The following is an 18,061-nucleotide window of genomic DNA, read 5'->3' as shown; positions in this document are numbered from 1 at the left end:
TTTAAAAAATTCAAATTCGATCCATTAAAAGCGCTGCCTTCTTTTAGGGAAGGCGGCGTTTTTAATATTGGCTCATACCAAAAAAGAAGACCGTGGGTGCGCGGTCTTCTTTACACTAGTCAATTGAGGGAGTCAATCATTTCTAGCATCGTTTAGGCAAACAAGTTTTTAGTCTGCATTCCACTCCTGCGGAATGTATTTTTCTAATATTTTTTCCTGGAAATCGGCTAATTCAGGGAGTTTATAATTACCGATTCGTTCTTCTACCATATCGGCGGCCAGAGCCTCAACGCTTTTTGCGCCGTCTTTCAGCCAGTTTTGTGTCGTTTCACGGTTCGCCAGCTTAGGAAGCATAAACTCTTCCCGGTAAATCTTTGGTGTCCTTTTGTTAATATAGCTTCCGCCCGGGCCGGCCTTGGCAATTTCTTCAATCATCATATGCCTGTCATCCACCACAAAGCCCTTAAACTGACGCTTGATACTTAAGGCTGCCTCTTCGTCCAGCACCAGCTTTTCAAAGCTGATGGTATTATAGGTATCCAGGATGCCGCAGGCATGAATGATAAAGTCAATGCCTGCACCATAGGTTGCAAAGAGGTTTAGTGCAGTTTCCTTGCCGGCCTGGTAATCGACAGCTTTGGCGTCTGTGAGGCCGCCGCCGGCCCGCACCGGCAGATGATAGTAATTGGCAATTTCTTTGGCATAGTAAACAAACAAAGGGGTTTCGGCGCCGCCGATTGCCATGGAGATCACCTTCAAATCACCGCTCACAGCAGGGAGGCCGTAAACAACCGGTGTTCCAGGATTTACCAGCTGCGCCAGCGTGATACCGGCCAGTATACCGGCATTGTTGGACACCAGTGTTCCGGCGATGCTCGGCGGCAGGGTAACACCCGGAAAGCCGCCCTCAGCTACGACAACAGGCTGTCCGGCTCTGGCATAGGTAATCAGCGCTTCACACATGGCGGTACTGATGCCCAGAGGTGACATGACATTGATGAGTCCAGCGACAACTGGTGTCTGGTCGTGTACATCGTAGAAATCCTGGGCCATCTGAATACTCATTTCAGCCGCCTCCTTACCATCAACCATGCCCATGACCGGCTTGGTGTGGTATTTTAGGGCTGTTGCCATCTGGTAATTTCGGCGAATATCTCTTGGGATCGCCACCGGCTCCATAACATTGGGGTTCCCGGCATCCAGCACGTTACTGCTTTCGTGCAGCTTTGTGACATCCACATAATCCTGCGGAACAATATCTTTAATCTCTCCATCTTTCAGACGGTAAATCGGGCCATAACATGGAACCGATATGCTGCCGCCATCACCAATGACGACACTTTTTTCACGGCCCTTCCATTCAAACTTTGAAGGAGCGGTCGACAGGGCTTTCGTGACCATATCCGCTTCAATAAACACAGTATTGCCGTCTACTCTGGCACCATGTGCTTTAAAAATATCAAGAGCTTCTTTTTCATGAAAGTTCACGCCAACATTTTTTAAAACATCCAATGTGGCTTCATGAATTTGGTCAAGCTCTTCCTTTTCTGCAAAATTAAATCTTAATCTCATTTTCTCATTTCACCTAGCTAATTAATTAAATTTTTATGCTTTGTCTTTTTTGGCAGCACGCTGAATTTTTTTCAACTCATTTGCTTTTTGTTTTTCTTCTAAAATATGTTGTCTGCTGTTTAAACGGCCAAGGTCAATGGTTCCTTCCAGTTCTTCCTGCTTAAGTGATTTAAACATCGAGATAATCATCAGAACCATTACCACCATAATGACAATAGAGGCCACAACCGAAGACAACTGCAAGCTCTGGATCTGGCCTTTACCAACCAAAATCATTGTAATGGCTAATGCCGCGATAGCGATGGCCCAAACAGCTCTCAATGGTTTTGAAGGCATTTTTGGATTTTGATCTTCCTTTGTTGATACCTGGGCGCAAACATATGAAAAAGAGTCGACGGTTGTTGCCAGGAACAGGAAGATTAAAATCAGGAACAGCACTGCCAGAATCTGACCGAGGGGCAGATGCGACAGCATGGTAAAGACAACGGACTGTGTTCCCATGTCATTCATGGAAGCAACCAATCCTAAATTCTGGAACATTTCCTGGAAAATAGCAGTTCCGCCAAAAGTTGCGAACCACAGCCAGGTAGCGATTGGGGCTGCGCCCAGATGAACCAGCACAATTTCCTTCAGGGTACGGCCACGTGAGATGTCCGCTACAAAGAGCCCGGTTGACGGCGCGGAAGCGATCCACCACGCCCAGTAGAAAATCGTCCATCCCTGGGCAAAGCCTGTCTTATCAATGCTGTCTGTCCATAAAGCCATTGGGAAGAAGTTTCCAAGCATGTCGCCCAGCGAGCTGCTCATAGTGTTTAAAATAAAGGCGGTCGGTCCGACAATAAAGACAACCACACAGACCAGGATACACAGCGGAATATTCAGATTGCTGAGAATCTTGATCCCCTTGTCAATTCCGCTGACAGCGCTTGTAGTAAACAGGGCGGCCCACGCAATGGCAATGATGATATAGGTTAGATTGTTTTCCGGTATACCGAAAAGCGAGAACAGGCCCGACGCCAGCTGAAGAATCCCAAGCCCTGTAGCTGTGGTGACACCACCGACAACACCAAACACCAGAAAACCATCAAGAATACGAAAGCCTTTAGTTTTTACCTTATCGCCAAAGATAGGCTCAAGCACTCGGCTGAAAAACGGCGGCATTCCCTTTCTGAAAATAAAGTAACCCATGGTCACCCCAACAACCATATAGATGGCCCATGGAATCCACCCCCAGTGGAAGAACGCCTGTGCCAGCGCCCTTACAGCAGATTCTGCCGTATAAGGCTCCATGCCCATCGGCGGCGTCTGTAAAAAGCTCAGCGGCTCTGCCGCTCCCCAGAATACCAGGCCAACACCGTAACCACAGGCAATGATCATGGCAAACCATGAGAAAAAGGAATGCTGGGGCTTTTCATCATCTTTCCCAAGTTTTACATTCCGATAAGGGCCAAAGGCCAGCCAAAGGCAGAAGCCGAGAAACAGAAGCCCAAGCATCAGGTAAACCCAGCCGAATCCATCGGTCAGAAAATTGAAAATAACAGTAATTGAATTCCCCATTCCGGTTGGATCAATCAATGCCCAGGCCATCAGAGCTGCCAGAATAGAAAGCGCCGGAAGGGCTACCCACCAGTCAATCTGCTTCAACCAACTCACTTTTTTCTTTTCGTTCATTTTTTCTCTCCTCTTACAAAATTTTCATCTGCGCTACTGCTTCATGTCCCCCCTTCAGCAGTATGCTTCAGCAAAATGAATCGCAATTTTATATAATGCAAGATCAATGCCAAAGTAAAAATGGCTTAAAACCGCCATTTTCAAGACTTTCCATAAATACACCGCATATTTTTTATGCACTCCTTTTGTTCTTAATATCTTAAAGGTCCCTTAATCTGTAAAGAATCCACAACTGCAAAATATTTTTGCTGGCAATATTATTTTGCAGTTTATTCATATTTGGTATAAATATTGCGTTAGTTATAGCAGTGAGATTGGAGTGATTTTATGAAAAAAAACAAAAAATTTTATCTGGATCTTGATACCATTAAGATTTTTGAAAAGGTAGAGGATATTTCGATCAATATTCTTGACAGTGGCGGACGCTTTGTGGGCTTTTCTAAAGGCAGTGAGATTCTGGACGCAATGAAGCGGGAAGACGTTATCGGCAAGCACGTATTGGAGGTTTATAAATTTTACGATGGCGAAGTATCGCCTGCATTAAGAGTACTGAAAAATGGCGAACCTTTAAAAGATTTTAATATCCACTACATGAACGCCAACGGAAAGCACATTGACGCTGTCAGCTGCGTCTATCCGATTTTTGACAAAACAGGAAAAGAAATTGTTGGCTCCATGTGTATTTACAGAGACAAATCAGATTTTATCTATCTGTCTAAAAAACTGGAGCAATTAGAGGAAAAGCTTCGTAAACAGGAAAAAAAGAGTAACGGGACCCGCTATCAGATCTCAGATATTTCTGGTGTATCGGAAAGCATCCGTGACTGCACACAGCAGGCTGAGCTGGCCGCCAGCCTCTCTGCCCCAGTGCTGATTTATGGCGAAACAGGAACCGGGAAAGAGGTCTTTGCCCAGAGCATTCACAATGCCAGCAGCAGAAGCAGCGCGCCCTTTGTGGCCATCAACTGCTCTGCCATCCCGGAAGCTTTGCTTGAAAGTACACTCTTTGGCACAGTAAAAGGCGCCTACACAGGCGCCAGCGACACCAAAGGTCTTTTTGAAGCGGCGGAGAACGGAACTGTTTTTCTGGATGAGATTAATTCCATGGATCTGATGCTCCAGTCCAAAATTCTGCGTATCCTGGAAACCGGTACCTACAGGCGGGTGGGCAGCACAAAGGAGCTCACCACCAACGCCCAGATTATCAGCGCCATGAATGAGCACCCGCAGGCCGCCATTGAAAGGGGACGCGTCCGTTCCGACCTGTACTACCGGTTGGCCACCCTGACCATTGCCCTGCCGCCGCTCAGAGAACGTCGGGAGGATATCATCCCGCTGGCCCTTTCCTTTTTAAATTCTGAGTCAGCCGCCATGGGTAAAAAACTCTATGACTTTTCAAAAGACAGCCGGACTTTTCTTTTTAACTATGACTGGCCAGGCAATGTCCGCGAGCTCAAGCACGTCATCGTCCGTGCTATTTTACTTTCACCTTACAACAGTAATGTCATCACCTCAGATCTGCTGCCAATGGATCTGAAAAAAAGCACTGCTGGCCGCACTCTTTTGGATAATGAAGCCTGGAGTCCAGCCAGCTCTCATTCCCTTAAAAGCCTGACAGAGGCGTTTGAGCGAAAGGTGATCCTCCAGGCGCTAAGCACTCACAATTATAACATTACCAAAAGCGCCGAGTCCCTGGGTATGGTAAGACAGAGCCTCCAGTACAAAATGCGGACTCTTGGCATAAAAAACAGCCGCTATCATTTTGAAGATTAAAAAGAACACAAAAATAAAACAGCCTTTCGGCTGTTTTATTTTTGCTTTGGAAGTTTTCGATGTATGTAATTTCCGGCGTGGTCATGTCACCGGTTATTACCTGAAGGATTATTCTGAAGCAGGCTTTTTACCAAACCACTTCTTTTTATTTTTTGCAGCTTCTGCATCTGCCGCGGCTTCAGCCTCGGCAGCTTTAATCTGGCGATCAAGATCGGCCGCATAGGTAACTTCATCCTGTTTATATTTGCCGGAAAGGAAGTACCTCAGGAAACCAATGACCATTAAGGCCTCAACAAACAACATTGGATAACCCGCGATTGTTTTTACAATTTTGATCCCATTGATGCCGCCAGTAACGACGAACAGAATAGATACGGCACCGATTAAAACACCCCAGAAAACCTTGATCGGAAGCGGCGCTTCTTTAATATCAGAGGTTTGATTCCTCAACGACATTTGAGAAATGGTCGATGTCATGGAATCGGCCAATGTAATAAAGGAGAGTGCCACCAGAACAAGCATAATCACTCGAATAATCATTGTGCCTGGCACAAATTCAAAGAGCTGCATCATGAAAGCTTCTGCACCGCTGGCATTATAGAATTCCATTAAGTCATAGATGCCAGTTAACTGAATATTGATGGCGAATCCACCAAAAATACCAAACCAGATAACACCAAAGATAGATGGTAAGATAACATTGACAGTGATGAACTGGCGGATCGTACGGCCATAGGACATTTTTACCAGGAACAAACCTGTGATTGGCCCAAAGGACAGCCAGTCAACCATCCAGTATAAATCCCACCACTGCGGCCACATTGCTGAATCAGCAACAGCGGTTGTCACTGGTTCTGTATAAGATGTTAAAGCAATAATATTATTAATATAATATCCAAATGATTCTACAGTAAGATTGCATATATACTGTATCGGCCCACAGACGAACATAAAGATCATCAATGCGATAAAAATCCATGCATTTTTGTCAGACAGCCACTGGATTCCTTTGTCAAGTCCTGTAGCGCTTGAAATCGTATAAGAAACAATAATAACAACCGCAATCGCAGTCCAAACCATTGGTCCAGGTGTAATGCCAAATACGAAATCAAGGCCTGCTCCGATCTGTAAGAGACCATAGCCTAAAGAACCCGCAACACCGCCGACGATGGCGAATAATACCACACCATCTAAGATATCGTTAGCTCTGTCACTCAGATTGTTCCCATTTTTCCAGTAAACGAGACCAGAACTGGAAGCATAGCTTTTTCCCATATTCCAGTAAGCGTAGCCACAGCAGATTGCTGCTACCGCATAGATGGAATATGGCTGGAATGCCCAGTGCTGGAAGCATTTTGCCATGGACCAGATAATGGCCGCATAGCTTCCCGGTTCAACACCCGCGGATGCAGGCGGTGTAAAGGAAATGGTCAGAGGTTCAACAGCCCCCCAGAATACGATTCCAGTACCGATACCGGCACACAGCGAGATCGCCCACCAGTTCCATGTGCTGTATTTTGGCTTGGCATTCGGTCCCCCAAACTTCGTGCTGCCAATTGGATGCACATATAAGAAAACAAGGAATCCCAAGAACAACAGGATACCAAGGGCTACTAGCCAACCACCGCTGTGCATGAGTTCCAAGAAAAAAGCGGTCATTGTGTCCGCAAAGTTCGGATCCGTAGCACCCAGGATCAAAACAGCGCCCATTAAAACAATAGGAATACCTACAGTTATCAGTCGGACTTTCTTAAACATAATACTTCTCCCTCTTTTTTAGATTTTCGAATACGATAAGCCTTGCCGCAGGCCAGCCTATTACCCATACTATATTGATGGTAACCTTTTAAACTTCCATTGACAATCGAGTGTTTTGCACCCTATACTATGGGAACAGGCTGGTTTTGGGAAAAGCCTATCATTTAGCGAATGACTATGCAATTATATATTGCAAGGTTCGTGCCAATTCGTAAATCCTATTTTTTATCCTATTTAAGCTAAATTAAAGGGTATTTCGTGAAAACGGCTTCTTTCTGTGGTGCAAATTTTTATACACTCCTTTTTTGCAATGCTTTTCAAACCCTTTATTTAACCAAGTTTCAAACGATATTGTCATCATTTTTTGCATGTAATCTTTTTTTGCGTTTTTGTAACCGTTTCTTTCTTCAAAAACTTTGAATTTTTTTAGGAATTTTTAATTTTTTTTATTTCTTCCTTTTAATAAGCAAGTTCTTTTGCAAAGGCATGCTTAAAAATCTTTTCTAAATTCCCGATGCATATAGACGAATTTGGCACAAAGCTTGCATTAAATAACAGCAACAAGTAAACAGGCAAACATCAACATTTAAATTCAGGGAGGAATAAAAAATGCAAAGAGATTTAGCCATCAATTACATGACCACACGGAAAAATCATACCTGCTATGGTATGGGTATTGGTATTATGGTACTGGACGACGCTTATCCAGGATTCCCGGGAGACGTCCGCAACGCAAGCGCCTGGGGTTTTCCAATCCAGTATGAAATTGCCAAGGGTGTTGACAACTACACACTCGTCTGGGAACAGGATAAGACGCCTTGCCGCGAACCCATTGTACAGGCTGCTAAAAACCTTGAAAGAATGGGCTGCCGCGCTGTCGCAGCTGAATGCGGATACTTCGCGTATTTCCAGCAGGACGTTGCTGCTGCAGTAGATATTCCGGTCTTTATGTCAAGCCTGCTCCAGGTACCTTTCATCCAACAGCTGATCGGACCGAAAAACGCGGTTGGCATCATCTGTGCCCAGAAACGTTTCTTAACCGATACTCACCTCGAAAAGGTTGGCATTGACCTGAACAGCAATTTCCACATCGCAGGGGCTCAGGACGAATATGGCTGCCCGCAGTTCGATACTCTCTGGGATCATGAAAAACGTCCTGAAATTCCAGAAAGCTACTATGATGAATCTGAAAAGGACATGATCCGCATCGCCAAGGAATTCATCGCAAAACACCCTGACATCAAGGCCATTATGTTAGAATGTACTGGTATGCAGCCCTTCGCGAGAGCCATCCAGCGTGAAGTGGACCTGCCGGTATTCTCCTGGGGAACGCTGCTTGACTATGCATGGTCCTGCGTTGCCCACCGCGATTACTACGGACATATTTAATTCAATATATGTCAGCAATTAATGGTTTGTGCGGGAGTTCTCTACGGGCTCCCCACAATCTGATTAATTGCTGTATTTAATGCCTTCTGTTAAACGGATTAAAACCATTAATTGCTATGAAAAGAGGAAAACATATGAAATCTTATGAAAAATATATTTCAAAAGAGGATGTTCAGAAAATACACGAGACTTCTTTAAAAGTACTGGCTGAAGTTGGCGTGATCTTTGAGCATCCGGAAATTATTGAACTGTTTAAAAGTCACGGCGCCCGCGTGGACGGCAACACCGTTTATATGGATGAAAAGCTGGTGATGGACGCCCTGTCCACCGCACCTGCATCCTTTACGGTCGAAAATTCCAAAGGCAATCATACCTTTGGCGGTGGCGCCCGCGTGCTTATGCCGGCTGTGGGCAGCATCTACCGTCTGGAATCCGGCAAAATCCATAAGATGACCAACGACGAAACTGTTGATCTTTTTAAAATTTCCGATACCAGTGATGTCATTGACTGTAACTACTTCAATGTTTTCCTGGAAGATAAACAGCTGTCCATGGAAGAACGGATCTACAGCCCCGTTGCCATGGTTTTAAAATATTCCCATAAAACAGGGCTTCACCTTATGCCAAATACCTTTCCAATCCAGGGCGATATCCGCGAACCTTTCAAAAAAGGACTTGAACTGATCAACCAGTTTGAAGGCCGCGCAGATGTTTACAATAATATCGTACATGTCAATTCTTTGTCCCCCCTTTGTTTTGACCACGATCCACTTGTAAAATTCCTGGTTGGGGCTGAAATGAACCAGCCGCTGTGGTTCTCACCATGTGCCATGCCGGTTCTCACAGGACCGCCGTCCGTTGCTGGTCTTCTGGCAATGTCCAACGCTGAAGTTGTTGCTGGTATGGTCATGGCACAGCTGGCCCGACCAGGCATTCCTGTCGTATATGGACAGACCTCTGCGTCTACCAATTTAAGGGAAATTCAGCTCTCCATCGGCGCGCCGGAAACCGCTCTGATTTCCTATGCGACTGCTGGCCTGGCTGATTTCTACAATGTACCTTTCCGTACTGGCGGCGGCCTGAGTGACGCCAAGGATTTCGACGCCCAGACTGGCTACGAATCCGACATGATGATCCGCTCTACCTTAGATGCTGGCCCTGACCTCGTACTGCATTCCTGCGGTATCCTGGGCAGCTTCAACATCACCAGCTTTGAAAAATTCTTAATGGACGAAGATGTCTACCGCATGAACAGACGCCTGCTGTCCGGCATTGAAGTCACTGAGGACACGCTCTGCTTCGATACCATCAAAAAGGTCGGTCCAAGAGGCAACTATCTCCAGGGCCGTACACCGAAGATGTTCCGCAAAGAATTTTTTGCACCCAAATACTTCAATAAAGAAGACCCGAACCAGTGGCAGCAGAATGGCAACAAGCCGGTTGTCGACACCCTTACACAGGCTGTTAATGAACGTCTTGAATCTTACTGCCCACCGGAAATTACCAAAGAACAGGAAGATATGCTCAACCCGTATATCCCTGAAAAATACAGAGACCACATCTAAACTTTCGTTTTACAGGAGGAGAATAAAATGGAAACCACAAAAAGAAATATTGATTTTGGCGTTTTAAATAAAGAAAAAATTGAGACCATTCATGAAAAGAGCTTAGAGCTTCTCGCAGATTTTGGCATGCGCGTCGCTGGTGACCGCACACTGGAAGCCTTAAAAGCATACGGCTGCGAAGTAGACGGCAACATGGTTAAATTCCCAAAAGCAGTTGTTGAAAAAGCACTGAATACCATTCCGAAAGAATTAACCTTATACAACCGTGACGGAAGCCCGAGCATGGTCATCAACAGCAAAAACAACGTTTATTTCGGCACGCACTCCGATCAGCTTGAATATCTGGACTACAAGACAAACAAGGCCCGCACTTTCATGAAGGCTGATACCAAAACCATGTGTACCCTTGCCAGCGCACTGGAAAACATCAGCTTTGTCTTATCCGTTGGTATGAGCGGCGACGTTGATCCCGCTGTTCAGTCTCAGGTAACCTTCATCGAGACTGTTAAAAACTTTGACAAAACCATCAACTTCTCAACCAATGATATCGAGTCCTTACAGGAAATCATTGACATCGCGGCTGTTGTAGCCGGCGGCCACAAGGAACTGGCTGAAAAACCATTCATTTTTAACTATTGCGAGCCCATCCCACCGATGACCCATCCCGTCGAAAGTACTGAAAAACTCTTTATCAGCGCGTCCAATAAGATTCCGGTTGTTTACATGCCTTACTGCATGATGGGCGGTACAGCCCCAATCACCATCGCCGGCGCCCTGACACAGAACAATGCTGAAATCCTCGCTGGTGTTGTCATCACGCAGGCTGTTAACGAGGGCGCTCCGCTGATTTACGGCTCTATGCCAACTGTCTTTGACATGAAAACAACGGTTGGCTCCTACGGCGCACCGGAATTTCACCTGTCTGTGGCTGCCGCCTCCGAACTGGCAGACTACTACCAGCTGCCATTCTTCGGTACAGCCGGCTGTTCTGACGCCAAAACCGTTGATCCGCAGTCTGTATCTGAAATCCAGATGGAACTCTTCTCTACCATCCTGAGTAAAGCCAATATTGTTCACGATATCGGTGTTCTGGATCACTGCAACAGCGTCGCCCCTGCCATGGTTGTTCTGGCCAATGAAATGATCAATCAGCTCAGCGCTTACTCTAAGGGGGTTGAAGTCAACGACGAAACACTGGCCATGGACGTTATCAAACAGGTCGGCCACGGCGGACATTACCTCAACGAAATGCACACCCTCTCGAACTTCAGAAGCGTATGGTATCCGGAATTCTATGACCGCAAGATGGTTAACCCGGATGAATCTGAAATCATGAGCCAGGTTACTGAAAAGATCGACAACATTCTGGCAACACACGAAGTACCCGCTCTGGAACCAGATGTCTTAAAACAAATCGAAGAAATCGAAAAGAAATACATCTAATCCCCTTATTAATAACATGTTTGAATTTTGGGCAGTCTCATTTTGGGCTGCCCTCTACCCATTTTTTGTAATATGTGCTATTCTTAATATAGAACAGTTAATCGTTGGAGGTACGAGCGTTTGAAAATCAAGAAAGACACGATTGAAGAAGCATTGGAACGAGAGAGTCTTCCCGTAAAGGCCATCGAACGCATTGAGGATGTCTGTATACACGTCGTTGACAATACAGGCAAAATCGTCTGCTATTCCAAGGGCTGCGAAAAGATCGAAAACATGAAGCATGAGGATGTTATCGGTAAAGATTCCCACACGCTCTATAATTATGTTGAAAACGAATCCATGCAGGATTATGTCTTAAAAACCGGAAAAAAAGTTCAGGATGTCCATGTCAAGTATGAATCCCCCTCTGGCAAGCTGGCCGATGTCATCAGCAGCACCTATCCAATCTTTTCAGCCGACGGCCAGAAAAACGTGGAGGCTGCCATCTGCATTTACCGGGATATCTCAGACTATATGCACATGGCAAAAACCATTGACAAGCTGCAAAACGACCTGAAAAACCAGCAGCTTAAGGACAATGGTACGCAGTTTACCTTTAAGGACGTGGTCGGCTCCAGTGTAGCGACACTGGAATGTGTGCGTCAGGGCAAAATTGCTGCCCAGACCAATGCCCCCATCCTTCTCGCTGGCCCCACCGGTACCGGGAAGGAAGTCTTTGCCCAGAGTATCCACAATGACAGCAGCCGCGCCCACAATCCATTTGTGGCCATCAACTGCTCTGCCATTCCTGAAAACCTTCTGGAAAGTACCCTTTTCGGCACTGTCAAGGGCTCCTTTACCGGCGCGGTGGACGCTAAGGGTCTTCTGGAAACCGCCCGGGGCGGCACGCTGTTTCTGGATGAAATCAACTCCATGAACATGACCCTTCAGTCCAAGCTGCTTCGCGTGCTCGAAACCAAACGCTACAGAAAGGTTGGCGGCAACAAAGAGCTGGACATGGATGTCCGGGTTCTCAGCGCCTTAAACCAGGACCCGTTGGAGGCCGTGGATGAGGGGCGCCTCCGCTCTGACCTCTACTACCGGCTTGCTGTCTTTTCCATTACGCTTCCCAGCCTCAGTGAACGTCGCTCAGACATTATGGAGCTGGTGCAGTCCTTCCTCTCCTCCGAAGCAGTGGCCATGGGCAAAAGCCTTTACCAGGTCTCTGACGAGGCCGCAGATATACTTCTCGGCCATGACTGGCCCGGAAACATCCGCGAGCTCAAGCACACAGTCACTCATGCCATCTACATGGCCCAGTATCAGGACACAGTGCTGACAACAGATTTGCTGCCGTCATACATTAAAAAAAACCATACAGAAAAGAAACTCCATGACAAGTTTCTGGCTGACCGAGAAAATGACTCTGACCTGAAGTCAACCCTCAACCGCATCGAAAAGCAGATTCTAAATGAAGTGCTGATAAACAACGACTTTAATATCAGCAAGAGCGCCAAGGAACTGGGCATTTCAAGGCAGAACCTTCAGTATAAGCTAAAAGTCTACCAGATCAAACAAAACGGCTGAAAATAGCCTTTAACCTAAAATAAGAGGTATACGCTGCTTTAACGTATACCTCTTATTATTATTTTGCAAAATCAATCACAGCCCGGTTTACGGCCTCAAAACCTGCATTAGTAGGCAGGTGGGCACTTTCCGGTATCTGGATAAATGTTACATTATCCTTTTGAGCTGCCAGCTGGCTGAAAAAATCGGCCGATCCATAGATATCGCCTTCAGACTGCAGGATCAGAATCTTTACCTTCAGGTTTTCCAGGGCTTCCTTTTCATCGACCTCATAGATCTGCTGCCGAAGCGTTGTGAAGCGGGAGCCCCCGAAGATGGACGCATAATAAGCGTGGTAGATGTCTGCCAGGCTGTAATCCGGGCTGTAAAATACGCGTGCAAAGTAGCCCATGAGCCGTGTGTTGGAAAACAGATCCCTCCAGTAAAATATTCTGCTGGTCTTGAGTGTCACCATCTCCTCAAGCTTTGAAAAACCCTCAAGGTCATTCCGTTCATAGCTCTCCTCAAGTACCTTTTTATCCCATTCGGACATATCTTCTGTCTTTAACGCCTGATAAGCCATCTCCTGCGCATCTCTCAGACTGGTAATGGGCCCCAGATTGATGATTCCTGCCAGGTCGTCTCCCATGGTCTCGGCGGCAGATGTGGCCAGAATAGTTCCGTTGGAGTAGCCGAATAGAAAAATCTTCCGGCCGGGGAACCGGGCTTTCATGTCTCTGACCAGATCACAGGTCATGGCAACCTGGCGCTCAAGGGTCACCGACTCTGTATTGTCCGCAAAATTTTTACCGCAACCCCAGCAGTCCCAGTACACAACCAGAAAATGCTCGGTAAGCTCAGGCGTGTCGCCCCGGTAACCGTTCCCGTATATAATCGGAGACTGAGGACCACCGTGCAGCATGATGAGTACAGGCAGATCCTCGCTTTTTCCTTCGATGAGCACACTCTGCTCCTCACCGTCCAGTTTCAGCGTCTCAAGCTGGCTGACCGCATTGTTCTTAACCGCCCGCTCATAAACCACCCGCATGGCCACCGCACGGCTTATTAAAAGCACTGCGATCAGCAGGACAAGCGCCAGCGCCATGCGCCTGGCGATCTTTAAAATTTCATGCTTTTTTTTCATCTTCTGCAAAACACCCTTCTCACAGGTCATATTCCTTTAAAAAGCCGCGTATCTGACGGATATAGCTGTCTGTTTCCTTAAACAGAGACCGGTGGTGCGCGCCCTTAAAAAGTACTAAGCTGGCGCCGGGAATCCATTCTGCCATCTGTCGGGTATGACCTGTGCGGATAAGATCCCTGGTTCCCGCCAGCAAAAGCACCGGGCTGTCGATCCGGCTCAGCTCCTCCCCAGACAGCCGGGGCGACCAGCACATGAGCCCGTACCGCTGCGGACGGTTTCCCACCGGGAGGCCCAGCTTTTCAAGGAAGTTCCAGAATCGGTACTGAAGCTTGATGAACAGATAAGGCAAAGCGCGCATTCCCTTTGGATCGGTATTTCCACTGACTGCAATGACCGCCTGTACCCGTTCCGGCGCCTGGACGGCCAGCTCCAGAGCAATGTTAGCGCCGTCGCTGAAGCCGAGGATAATGGCCTCAGCGACGCCCAAATGATCCATCACAGCCAGTACATCCTCCGCCATCAAACCTGTAGTCAGTTTTAAAGAGCCTGTGTCGGATCGGCCGTGGCCACGGCTGTCGACCAGAACAATCTGGTACCGGGGCAGAAAATAGTCAATAAGCCCGCTGAAATCCTCTTTATCGCCGCCGTTACCATGGAGCATGACAAGCGGTGCGCCATCCCCCACGGTCTCATAATGGATGCTGGCTCCCCGATTCCATACCTGTCCTCTGTTATCCTTCATTGGGCTTATCTTTTTTCATTTTTCCCTGAACAAAAGACCTCGCATAGTCGATAACTCCCTGGGGATTCTGGATTTTTATGATGGCATAAGCCATTTTAGGGGTCATAATTCTAGGCATGAAAGCAAAATAACCCGGCACCCAGAAAGGATTATATTTGACCTTTGCGCGGTAAAGCTCCTTAAACCCATAAACCTCGTTGAGGTTTTCATAGACAAATTCCAACAGCCTGGTCGTAGTGCTCTCTGGCTTTCCCTCCTCGGACAAGTTGGCCAGGGGCGCCATGCCCATGGTCGCCCAATGGACCCCCTCCTCCTTAAACTTCTGAAAAGCCTCAACCATAATGATCTCATTGACACCCCGGGGGGCGTCCTCAGTCCTTCTCGTGACATCTGCGTAGTAGCCGTCCATGCCCGCAAAGGGGACAAAAACAATGAAGCCAACCAGCTTGCCCTCCGCATTTTTGGCGTAAAAGTAGCGCTTGTCCATAGGGTTATCCAGACCCACACCGCCCAGGGTAAAGGACAGCTCACCGCTGTTTTTTCCCTTAAGCCAGTCATCCGAAACAGCGTTGATAGCCCCTTCAATGGCGTCATCCCTTTTTTCAAGGGGCCTGTACTCATGTACGGTCACACCCGCCTTGGTGGCTTTGTTCACATTGGCGCGTACCTTGGCGATCTTCCCACCCTGCATGGTAAATTCAGTCAGGTCAAACCGGGCCTCCTCACCGCATTTGATGGTGCCCAGGCCCAGTCTTTTATACTCCTCGATATAGTAATCCGTAATGCCCATAAAAACGAGGCTGAAGGCGCTGTTTTTACAGAAGTCTCTGAACTCCTCAAGTAGCACCGGGAAGTCGGTATCGGCACAGATGGGGTCGCCTCCCACCACTACCACATCGTCCACAACGCCGTAGGCCACGACGCCGTCCACATTTTTTCCAAAATATAGAGTCTTGTCATCCTCCAGCGTCAGATAGGAAAGCGGGTTCTGTCCATATTTCTGGACCAGCCAGCGGGCGTGCTCAAGTTCACTGCTGGTGGTTCTTCTTTTTTCCAGAAAGGGCTTGACCGCAAAGCCGAGCGCGGCAATGATACAGATCCAGCTGAACCAGAAAACAAAGGTATTAAATTCCGGATGCGTGGCCACACCGGCATCCTTTACGTTGCCAGCCACAAAAATTACCTGGAAAGTCTGGAGCAGGCACTGTCCAAAGCTCAGGCCGCCTGACGGGTCAAAGATATTGGTATCGTCAAAATAGATGGAGGACGCGCTTAAAAAGATAGCGTACAGCCCCATAAGAACAAAAATAATGCCGACCCCCAATGCCCTCTTGTCCGACGCCCGGTTAAAATCCCTGGTAAAAATCAGCAGCACCAGAAGCACCAGTGCTTCAAGGATAATGATGACCAGCCCCACCGTATGATGTGCCCGAAAAAGATGGCCTGCCATGTTAATACCCAGCAGAACAATGGTCATGATCCATGCTACTCTTTTCCTTTTGTACAGGTTGTAGGTGGTTACCAAAAGCACCACAGCCAGGACTCTCTGAACCAGTTTACGGCTGTTGATCACATTGCTGACAACCTGCTCAAGGGCAGGGTTTGGGATAAAGCTGAATACCAGCAGCACCAGTGACAGGGCAAAGGTAATGCCAACGGCGATATTGATGATCCGGTTACGGTTATTAAATGTCATGCTCATACCTGCATTTCTCCTTCCTGTATCGTCCCTCTCGCATTTAAAACCACACTGATCGTATAAAGCACCGGAAGAGCCGCCACCGCAAAGTCAGAGGCATCCAGGATATCCACCACAAATAAAAAGGAATAATACATGACTAACACCACAAGGATTCCAAAGCCAATCCTCTCACAGCGCCTGAGCTTCTCTTTTCCAAGGGCAGCACTGCGAAACCCCATAATACCAGCAACAATGCTGGCGACAGCCAGAACAAGGCTGAAAACCCCCATGGTTGCCAGCAGCTCTGAAATCTGGCGCGCGCCAAGCTCCACATCATTCACGGCCATCCGCATGATGGTAAACCCGCCGAGCTCAAGAAAAGCGGCCAGAACCATCACGGCACCAAACAGGATCACCAGCACTGAGCTGACTTTCTGAAAGGTGATTTTTCTCTTTTTTGTCATTTTCCAACTCCCGTTAAATAAAATTTCTGTTGCGCTTATATTATACCGTGCAAAACTCCACAAAAGATCCACACCCGCCATTGACAACAGATTAATACGCATTTTAAAATTAAGTCTATCTTATATTTATACCCATTTTTCTATAAAAAAGAGGTATACGCTGAAACGACGCACACCTCTTTCTATTGTGATTTTTATCCTATTATATTCTATTTTTTCTATATTTTGTAATTACTGACTACCAGCCTTCTCCATAAGGGATTCGGCCTTTTCAAAATCGACCTTCAGGCCCGCATGCCCCTGAAGATAGAGATCCCCTAACAGCTCCAGAGCATCCGGAACACCAAAATGCGCCGCTGCCTTCACCCAGTCCACCACCGTTTTCACATTATTGGTGGCAAAGCGGTCCTCGGGCGCTTGGCAGATTTCGTACTGGCAGTAGACACTGCCCAGCTCGATGCCCTTATTTAACCATTTTTTGGCGCGGAACATTCCTGTTTTACCACTGACATAACGGCCATAATAGCGGTAAAGCGCATAGGCGGCCTCGGTAAACCCGGCGTTCATGGCTTCATGGTAAAGCTCGCAGGACTCGGCGTTGAGGTTGACGCCGGTTTCTGAGCAGGTCATATACTCATGGGCCATACCCGCATAGAAGAACGCCGCGCCATTTCCGGATTCCGTCGCCTTTTTGAACCAGTACAGGCCCTCTTCTGCGCCGACCTTGGTCCCCCATCCCAGAAAATACATTTTCCCAAGCAGCACCTGAGCAGAGATATCGCCGCTTCCAGCCAGATCCGATACATTTTTAAACACCTTTGCGCCATGGCTGAAAAGCAGCTTTTCAAAGCCCTCACGGTCTTTGGGATCCGGCAGGGTATTATAGTGAATGGCTTCTGCATTTAGTTCATTCTGAAAGCTTGCTCTGAGCACATCGACATAGCGGTCCTTAAAGATAACGCAGAGTGTCTTGTAGTCATTTTCCAACGTTTCCAGAATTTTTTTATTGTCCCACTGGCATCCGATCATCTCATCCAGGTTATGACCGATGACCTGACCGTCAAGATAGTAGGCAGAATTGACTAACTGCCAGAAATAGCTGTAGCTTTTGCTTTCCGGATCATAGACCACACGGGCGTAATCCAGTAATCTCTTATATAATCCTATGACTGCTTCACTATAGATTTCGACCCATTCATCCATCGTATAAGTGATCAGTGCATCCTTTTTTTCTTCAGCCGCCATTTGCAAACTCCTTAAATTTTCCATACTATACGCATTATTTTATATTATATCAATTTTTCTGAAAAACGG

Annotated in this window: 13 protein-coding genes; 5 read left to right on the top strand and 8 right to left on the bottom strand. The window is 47.1% G+C overall.

What is annotated here, in order from left to right; translation table 11 throughout:
• Positions 1-168: 168 nt before the first annotated feature.
• Together FYJ53_RS03775 and FYJ53_RS03770 are read right to left on the bottom strand one after the other, a co-directional pair.
• Positions 169-1,572, bottom strand: a complete 1,404-nt coding sequence (locus FYJ53_RS03775) for a trimethylamine methyltransferase family protein (protein WP_013381950.1) — start codon at positions 1,570-1,572, stop codon at positions 169-171.
• A 33-nt stretch (positions 1,573-1,605) separates the two neighbouring features.
• The gene (locus tag FYJ53_RS03770; protein ID WP_013381951.1) at positions 1,606-3,243 is read right to left on the bottom strand and encodes a BCCT family transporter; all 1,638 of its coding nucleotides are present in this window, start codon (positions 3,241-3,243) and stop codon (positions 1,606-1,608) included.
• A 327-nt stretch (positions 3,244-3,570) separates the two neighbouring features.
• Here FYJ53_RS03770 and FYJ53_RS03765 point away from each other — a divergent pair, with 327 nt between their 5' ends.
• Positions 3,571-5,016, top strand: a complete 1,446-nt coding sequence (locus FYJ53_RS03765) for a sigma-54-dependent Fis family transcriptional regulator (protein ID WP_154557002.1) — start codon at positions 3,571-3,573, stop codon at positions 5,014-5,016.
• Positions 5,017-5,124: 108 nt separating this feature from the next.
• Here the strand turns inward: FYJ53_RS03765 and FYJ53_RS03760 are convergent, their stop codons facing one another.
• Entirely contained in the window at positions 5,125-6,774 is a 1,650-nt protein-coding gene (locus FYJ53_RS03760) for a BCCT family transporter (RefSeq protein ID WP_013381954.1), read from the bottom strand.
• Between the two features lie 609 nt (positions 6,775-7,383).
• On the opposite strand from FYJ53_RS03760, the gene FYJ53_RS03755 reads away from it, so the two are divergent.
• From FYJ53_RS03755 to FYJ53_RS03740, 4 genes are all read left to right on the top strand, one after another.
• Positions 7,384-8,163, top strand: coding sequence for an aspartate/glutamate racemase family protein (locus tag FYJ53_RS03755; RefSeq protein WP_013381955.1), 780 nt, complete (start codon positions 7,384-7,386; stop codon positions 8,161-8,163).
• A 134-nt stretch (positions 8,164-8,297) separates the two neighbouring features.
• Positions 8,298-9,728: a trimethylamine methyltransferase family protein gene (locus tag FYJ53_RS03750; protein WP_041689928.1), complete on the top strand. Its 1,431-nt coding sequence runs from the start codon at positions 8,298-8,300 to the stop codon at positions 9,726-9,728.
• Positions 9,729-9,755: 27 nt separating this feature from the next.
• A complete protein-coding gene (locus tag FYJ53_RS03745) occupies positions 9,756-11,171 on the top strand; it encodes a trimethylamine methyltransferase family protein (protein WP_013381957.1) in 1,416 nt (471 codons plus the stop codon).
• A gap of 120 nt (positions 11,172-11,291) precedes the next feature.
• Positions 11,292-12,737, top strand: a complete 1,446-nt coding sequence (locus tag FYJ53_RS03740; protein WP_013381958.1) for a sigma-54-dependent Fis family transcriptional regulator — start codon at positions 11,292-11,294, stop codon at positions 12,735-12,737.
• Between the two features lie 58 nt (positions 12,738-12,795).
• On the opposite strand, the gene FYJ53_RS03735 is transcribed toward FYJ53_RS03740, so the two are convergent.
• The 5 genes from FYJ53_RS03735 to FYJ53_RS03715 form a co-directional block, all read right to left on the bottom strand.
• Positions 12,796-13,860 carry an alpha/beta fold hydrolase gene (locus FYJ53_RS03735; protein ID WP_227162865.1) on the bottom strand — a complete coding sequence of 355 codons (1,065 nt, stop codon included), beginning with the start codon at positions 13,858-13,860 and terminating at the stop codon, positions 12,796-12,798.
• Positions 13,861-13,879: 19 nt separating this feature from the next.
• The gene (locus tag FYJ53_RS03730) at positions 13,880-14,602 is read right to left on the bottom strand and encodes an alpha/beta fold hydrolase (protein WP_073381919.1); all 723 of its coding nucleotides are present in this window, start codon (positions 14,600-14,602) and stop codon (positions 13,880-13,882) included.
• Complete coding sequence (locus FYJ53_RS03725; RefSeq protein WP_083591063.1) at positions 14,592-16,304, bottom strand: bifunctional lysylphosphatidylglycerol flippase/synthetase MprF; 1,713 nt, start codon at positions 16,302-16,304, stop codon at positions 14,592-14,594. The genes FYJ53_RS03730 and FYJ53_RS03725 overlap by 11 nt, the downstream gene beginning before the upstream one ends.
• Positions 16,301-16,747 (bottom strand): hypothetical protein, encoded by a 447-nt coding sequence (locus FYJ53_RS03720; protein WP_073381922.1) that lies wholly within the window; start codon positions 16,745-16,747, stop codon positions 16,301-16,303. Before FYJ53_RS03720 ends, FYJ53_RS03725 begins: the two co-directional genes overlap by 4 nt.
• A gap of 231 nt (positions 16,748-16,978) precedes the next feature.
• A complete protein-coding gene (locus FYJ53_RS03715) occupies positions 16,979-17,992 on the bottom strand; it encodes a tetratricopeptide repeat protein (RefSeq protein WP_013381963.1) in 1,014 nt (337 codons plus the stop codon).
• Positions 17,993-18,061 lie beyond the last annotated feature (69 nt).

The organism is Eubacterium sp. BL-380-WT-2B (assembly GCF_009696115.1).
GTDB lineage: Bacteria > Bacillota > Clostridia > Eubacteriales > Eubacteriaceae > Eubacterium > Eubacterium callanderi.
Note: the sequence above shows the minus strand (reverse complement) of the source record. Positions and strands in the feature narration are given on the sequence as shown.

Coding starts and splice junctions, on each gene's coding strand:
- FYJ53_RS03735 (WP_227162865.1), bottom strand. CDS start 13,860: ATGAAAAAAAAGCATGAAATTTTAAAGATCGCCAGGCGCATGGCGCTG.
- FYJ53_RS03745 (WP_013381957.1), top strand. CDS start 9,756: ATGGAAACCACAAAAAGAAATATTGATTTTGGCGTTTTAAATAAAGAA.
- FYJ53_RS03720 (WP_073381922.1), bottom strand. CDS start 16,747: ATGACAAAAAAGAGAAAAATCACCTTTCAGAAAGTCAGCTCAGTGCTG.
- FYJ53_RS03750 (WP_041689928.1), top strand. CDS start 8,298: ATGAAATCTTATGAAAAATATATTTCAAAAGAGGATGTTCAGAAAATA.
- FYJ53_RS03730 (WP_073381919.1), bottom strand. CDS start 14,602: ATGAAGGATAACAGAGGACAGGTATGGAATCGGGGAGCCAGCATCCAT.
- FYJ53_RS03715 (WP_013381963.1), bottom strand. CDS start 17,992: ATGGCGGCTGAAGAAAAAAAGGATGCACTGATCACTTATACGATGGAT.
- FYJ53_RS03775 (WP_013381950.1), bottom strand. CDS start 1,572: ATGAGATTAAGATTTAATTTTGCAGAAAAGGAAGAGCTTGACCAAATT.
- FYJ53_RS03765 (WP_154557002.1), top strand. CDS start 3,571: ATGAAAAAAAACAAAAAATTTTATCTGGATCTTGATACCATTAAGATT.
- FYJ53_RS03755 (WP_013381955.1), top strand. CDS start 7,384: ATGCAAAGAGATTTAGCCATCAATTACATGACCACACGGAAAAATCAT.
- FYJ53_RS03770 (WP_013381951.1), bottom strand. CDS start 3,243: ATGAACGAAAAGAAAAAAGTGAGTTGGTTGAAGCAGATTGACTGGTGG.
- FYJ53_RS03725 (WP_083591063.1), bottom strand. CDS start 16,304: ATGAGCATGACATTTAATAACCGTAACCGGATCATCAATATCGCCGTT.
- FYJ53_RS03760 (WP_013381954.1), bottom strand. CDS start 6,774: ATGTTTAAGAAAGTCCGACTGATAACTGTAGGTATTCCTATTGTTTTA.